Annotated in this window: 3 protein-coding genes and 1 pseudogene; 1 reads left to right on the forward strand and 3 read right to left on the reverse strand. The window is 60.6% G+C overall.

From position 1 onward, the window contains the following. A partial coding sequence (locus tag ACZXDY_RS44205) for a hypothetical protein (RefSeq protein ID WP_464349804.1) occupies nt 1-201 on the reverse strand: 201 nt, incomplete at its 3' end. 1,163 nt (nt 202-1,364) lie between these two features. Here ACZXDY_RS44205 and ACZXDY_RS44210 point away from each other — a divergent pair. Then, nucleotides 1,365-1,904: a DUF2380 domain-containing protein gene (locus ACZXDY_RS44210; protein WP_464349805.1), complete on the forward strand. Its 540-nt coding sequence runs from the start codon at nt 1,365-1,367 to the stop codon at nt 1,902-1,904. A 232-nt stretch (nt 1,905-2,136) separates the two neighbouring features. Here the strand turns inward: ACZXDY_RS44210 and ACZXDY_RS44215 are convergent. Together ACZXDY_RS44215 and ACZXDY_RS44220 are read right to left on the reverse strand one after the other, a co-directional pair. After that, a pseudogene (locus ACZXDY_RS44215) lies at nt 2,137-4,640 on the reverse strand (arylsulfatase). Nucleotides 4,641-5,476: 836 nt separating this feature from the next. Then, on the reverse strand, nt 5,477-6,016 hold a 540-nt coding region (locus tag ACZXDY_RS44220), incomplete at its 5' end, for an IS91 family transposase (protein WP_464349806.1).

Consider the following 6,016-nt stretch of genomic DNA (forward strand, 5'->3'; position numbering starts at 1 on the left):
GATCGACACCTCTTGACCGTGCCGCAATCCCGCAAATCCGCTCGCCGCGCTCGCTGGCCCTCGACCGGCCACGGCAGCGCGCGCCCAGATATCCACCAGCCGTCGCAAATCGTCGGACAACTTGTCGAGTTCAAGGCCATCCGCCACGCATTCGTCAGCGACTTCACCGTCGCGCAACTCGTTGGGCCGACTCGATCTCAATCAACGAGCTCGCCCGCAGCGCTCAAATCCCCCCCGGTGAGGTCGTTTTGGGCAGATCGCCGATTGCGCTCATGCGGCTCGATGGGTAGTCTTTGGCGTCCTCAGGCTAACGTCCTCAGGCTAACTGCAGAGGCCCATGATCATCGCAATGATCACCGTGTGGATGATGCAGCCTGCCGTCTACGAGATAATCGACATGGTCTCCATGCGGCACCTGTTCATGTCTGCAGCCTGGACCGTGAGTATGTGAGCAGTGGACGTGAGGGGTGCAGTTCACAGGATTTGCTGCATCGATCGGGATAACATGTTCGTCCACATGATCCTCGTGCATATGGTGAAGATGACCATCGTGAAGATAGTCCACATGCCCGCCATGGCGAACCGCGGTGTGTCCGCAATTCGGGCCATGGCGATGAGGATGGTTCTCATGGTGTTTCTCGGTGCTAGTGGCCATCAGCATGCTCCATACGCATGTGGTTCCCAGCCCACTTAAAATGGTGCGAAACGCAACGCCGCCAAGGGGCGCAAAAAGTCGAAGGTCAAGCCGGCACGTAATGTTATGATGTTACCGCCCCGTACGACCGCAGCTCCACATATCGAAATGAGTTGACGCATTAAGCGGTTCGCACTCGGGGTTTCGCCCTACGTCGCCTGTTGGGCCCATAGCCGACGTTGGCCGCTGTGGCCGCCAAAGTCTGCTTCGAAATGTAAGGCAGACCGAGCTTGGGGTGGGCCGTAACGCCGGCTTATGACCCTGGCTGTGTAAAAACGCGAAATATCGAAACGCGACGGGAATTACATCCTTCAGGTCGTTCTTAAAGTTGAGTGCGCTTGCGAGTTTGAGGGCTAAGACAGTCTCGGACGAACGATTTCTTCTATCGCCATCAAGCGCCTTGGCGTTTTCACACAGCCAAGACCCGAAGCCGACATTCCGCAACGCAAGGAATCCTCGCCGCGAACTTCCGTCCCACTGCGTAACGAACTTCAAACCCCAAGTTTAAAGCCTTTGCCCGTCTCTGGGGTTAGCGCAGCTCGCCGATGCCGCTTGTGAAAGATAGGGCTCTCCCACGATTACCGATTGTTCACTACACTTCCGCCGAAAATGCGCTCAGCATAGTTCGAAGCAAAACGATGGTGGATGCGTAACAGATCGAGTCATCGCCATGCGCCACGCCCTACTCTTGCACGCTCTTGCCACAGCCGGCCTGTTCACCGGTCTGGGATCCAGCAGCCTCATCTCAGATGCATCCGCCGGGACCGCCGGCCACGCCTTGGCTGTCTCCGTCGACGATTTCTACTATAGAGACACTTCGAACGAGCCCACCGATCAGACGGCCGTGCATGAAAAGCGATTGCGGGCTTTCATGACCTCGCTGCGGGACGATGTCACGGCAGACGGCCGTTTTGAGCTCGTGCTGTCCTCCTGCGCACCAAATTGTCCGACCGACGGACCGGCGTTGCGCGATCGGCTGCGCGCGGCGTCACAGGCCGGCGCGCAAGTCCTGATCATCGGGGGCGTTCATAAGATGAGCACTCTGGTGCAGTTTGCGCAGACTGTCGCCATCGATACAACATCCCAGCGCGTCGTGTTCCGGAAGTACTTCCAGTTCCGCGGCGACAATGACGAGGCATGGCAGCGGGCGGAGCGCTTTGTATCGGAGGAGCTCCGCGACCGGCTGCTTGAAAGCAGATTGCAGCAATAGGCGGCGCGCGGCGAATGTGCATGGCCCGTGAGTCCGTTTTGACCCTTCGCGACAACATCCGCCTGTCGCCTCCATGTCGGCTCTGAAGGGGTAGACCGGACCGGATCGAGATCGGGCAAAACCGTCGCGATTGACCCGGAGCGGACTCGGATCAGCGCTCCTGAACGCTTCGCGGTGGTCGAGCGCGCGCCAAGCTCAGCACGCGCCCACCGTCATCAGCTGATGCATCACTTCACTTCGCGTCTTGTGCGGCGCGACTCGCCTCCATCAGCTTCTTCTCATCCTCCGGCGTCAGCTTCGGAGGGGCGACGGCAAGGGTCACCTTGTTGATCTTGCCCGTGAACGGGAACGGGACCTTGTAGTCGCGGTCGTCGACAGGTGTGGCACCGCTGGTGCCGATGTTGAACGTCTGATCGAGCGGCAAGCCAAGGGGAATGCTGCGCTCCATCCGTTTCATGGACACCGCCGTCCCGTCCACCTTCAGGGTCCCCGTTCCGCCGCGGCCGACGCCGCTGACATTGTTGAACGCGAGCGTGCCGGCGCCGAGCCCGTCATAGTGGAAGTCGTACACGATCGTGTGCTTGCCAGGACCAAGCGCGTCTGTGCCTTCCCAGCGCACCCGTTCGAGGTCGAGCAGGTTCTGAGTGAACACGGGTTTGCCTTTCACCAAGTACAGCGCGTATCCGGCAAATCGTCCTCCCTCGCCGATGATCACGCCCTCGGAGCCGTTCTGCGGCACGTCGATCTCGGCCGTTATCGTGAAGGAGGTGTTCAGCAGGCTCGGCTGGTTGCCATTGGGCATGCTCATGGGCGTACCCGAATAGGTGAAGACGTTGCGTCCTGCCGCCATGCTCGGACGGGGCGTGACAAAGCGCGTTGACGCCGAGCCGTCCAGCGGCAGCACCTGATATTTGGCAAACTGGCCGAACATCAGGTCCCGCATCTCTTGCACCTTGACCGGGTACTTCGCCGCGACGTCGTTTGACTGCGTCCAATCATTGCCGAGATCATAAAGCTCGAACTTGAACGCGGTGGCAGGATCGGCAACCGCCGCGCCGGCCAATTGCCAGGGGGCACGGATCGGAACGGCGCTCAGCATCCAGCCGTCATTGTACAGTCCCTGCACGCTCAACATCTCGAAATACTGGGTCCGGTGCGTGGACGGCGCGTTCGCGTTGGCCTTGTCGAAAGTGTAGCCCATGCTCACCCCTTCGATCGGCTTCTGGCCGACGCCATCGACCATAACAGGGGCTGGAATGCCGGTGGCCTCCAACAACGTCGGAACGATATCGATAACATGGTGAAACTGGGAGCGGATGCCGCCCTTATCCTTGATCTTGGCCGGCCAGGAGATTGCCATGCCCTGGCGCGTCCCGCCGAAGAACGAGGGAATCTGCTTGGTCCATTTGTACGGAGTGCAAAGGGCCCAGGCCCATCCCACCGCATAGTGCGGGTAGGTTTGCGCCGACCCCCAGGCGTCATACCACGGCATTTGCTGTTCAGCGCTCATGTCGATGCCATTGAACGGCAAAGCCTCATTGACTGTCCCGGTAACCGACCCCTCGGCTGAAGCACCGTTGTCGCCGCTAATGTAGATGATGAGCGTATTGTCGAGTTTGCCCATGTCCTCGACCGCCTGGATCACGCGGCCGATCTCGTGATCAGTATAGGCAAGATACGCCGCGTACACGTCGGCTTGTTTGATGAACAGCTTCCTCTCAACGTCAGTGAGCTTATCCCAACTCTTCAATAGATCGTCGGGCCACGGCGTCAGCTTCGCATCGGCAGGGATCACGCCAAGCTTCTTCTGGTTGTCGAAGATCTGATCGCGCAAGGCATTCCAGCCCTTGTCGAACAGATGCATGTCGCTGATCTTCTTGATCCATTCGGGAGTCGGATGGTGCGGCGCGTGCGTGCCGCCTGGAACGTAGTGCAGGAAGAACGGGATCTCCGGATTGACGTCGTTGAGCCCGTTCATCCACTGGATGGCGTCATCGGCCATGGCTGTGGTCAGATTCCAGTCGGGTTTTCCGAGGTAGGGCTGGATGTGCGTCGTGTTCCGGAACAGCGAGCCGGGCGTCCACTGGTCGGTGTCGCCGCCCATGAAACCATAGAAGTACTCGAACCCATGCCAGTCGGCCACTGGTCGAACGGGCCGGCCAGGCTGGTCTGATAGACCGGCGTGTTGTGGTTCTTGCCGAACCACGAGGTGCGATAGCCGTTCTCCAGCAGGATGCGGCCGATCGTGGCGCTGTCCTTGCCGATTACGCTGTTATAGCCGGGGTAGCCCGTCGCGATCTCGGAGATCACGCCGAAGCCTACCGAGTGGTGATTTCGTCCGGTGATGAGCGCCGCTCGCGTCGGCGAGCACAGCGAGGTCGAGTGGAAATTGTTGTAGCGCAGCCCCTCGGCTGCGATCCTGTCCAGTGCGGGCGTCGGAATGACGCCGCCGAAGGTCGACGGCGCACCAAAACCGACATCGTCGGTCATGATGAGCAGGACATTCGGCGCTCCCTTCGGCGGCACGACGCGCGCGGGCCAGCCGGGCTGTGACTGGAGAGCATTGAGATTGATCTGGCCGTCGAATTTTTGCGGAGGGGGCGGCAGATAGCGGCCGTCGATCGTCGTGGTAGCATCAGGCGAGCCACGAACGCCCGTGGTCTGCTGACCGAAAGCTGACGCAACGGTCAGCACGGTCAAAGCCACACCTGAGAGAGCAATCTTGAAAGTCTTCATGTGCACCCCTCCAATTCCATCAGCCGATGTTGCTCGAAAGCTTTGAGGCTGCTTCAGCCTGACGAGAACCCTGCCCGGCGTTATGCGATTCCGGCAAAATACGGGCAGATGATGGTGGGCTGAATCTTCGGTCATGTTGATTTGGATCAATGCCTTTTTTGAGCCCGGGCCAGGGTGGGATAGTCCCACCTTCCGCGCCCCGACACCTTCCCCTGGGCTGGAAGGCACAAGGGCCGTGCCCGCCAAAGCCCGTAAACGACATTCCCTTGATCTAACTCAAAGGCCGCCCATCCCCGTTTCGGACCATCGGGCCGTGCCGGAGCTCGACAAACAAGCTGAGGGCCGAGAGTCTAAGCCGTCGCGCTTGGAAGAAGTGCGGCGCGTGATCGAGGAGTATGCGGCCGACCTCCGCGAGATCATCAGGAAGCTCCGGCAAAAGATGAATTAGGCCCGCCGTCAGTTGGCGGCATCATTCATTCAGCGACTTCCGCTTGTGTGAAGGGTTTCGGATGCCGGCCGCCTGGGGGAGGGCGCGGCGTATTCGGGCGGCCGGCGTCCGAAAGCCTCCAAGGGAGGAAACCGCGCATGGCGGGTGGAGTGGCGCGGCAGACACTATGGGGATTTGAGCGCTGCGGGCGAGTTGGCCGATCGAGTTCGAACCGATGCGGCGAGTTGCGCGCCGGTGTTGCGGTCGTTGAATGAATCGTGGGCAGCGTCGAACTCTAGGAACTGTTGGCGGATTGGCGATGACATAAGAGCGTTCGGGTGCACTCCGCCGTGGCCAGTCGATGGGCAGCTGGCGAGATGACCAGTTTTGCGGAATGGCGGTCGCGCGGTCATGAGGTGTCGATCCTGATGAGGCGGGTTGGCGCGGTCGATTGATGGCGAGGCGTTGCGCCTGGCTCAAAGACCTCGATGACGATCATGCGGCCGCCGCAGCATGGACATGGTGGCTTGCTGATGTCGGCAATGGTCTCGGCGGCCTCATCCTCACGATCTTTGACGGCGAGCAGCTCGCGCGCGCGTTCGATATTGCCGGCGCAAGCGCCGCGCGCCAGCAGGCCGTAGTGGCGGATGCGGTGGAAGCCCTTTGGCAGCACGTGGATGAGGAAGCGGCGGATGAACTCGAAGGTAGCGAGCGTCATGCGCTTTTGACGGTCGCGGCCCTTGACCCGGTAATCCTTCCACCTGAAGGCGACGCCGTGTTGGTCGAAGGCGATCAGGCGGCTGTTGGCGATGGCGACGCGGTGGGTATAGCGCGACAGATAAGCCAGCACGGCCTCAGGGCCGCCGAACGGACGCTTGGCATAGACGACCCACTCGGTCTTGCGAAGCGGTGCAAGGAATGCGGCGAATGATCGCGTCGCGGCGAGATG

The organism is Bradyrhizobium sp. LeoB3 (genome assembly GCF_055456055.1).

What these genes read in the sequence shown, in the direction of transcription:
- ACZXDY_RS44210 (WP_464349805.1), top strand. Translation starts at nt 1,365, where the DNA reads ATGCGCCACGCCCTACTCTTGCACGCTCTTGCCACAGCCGGCCTGTTC.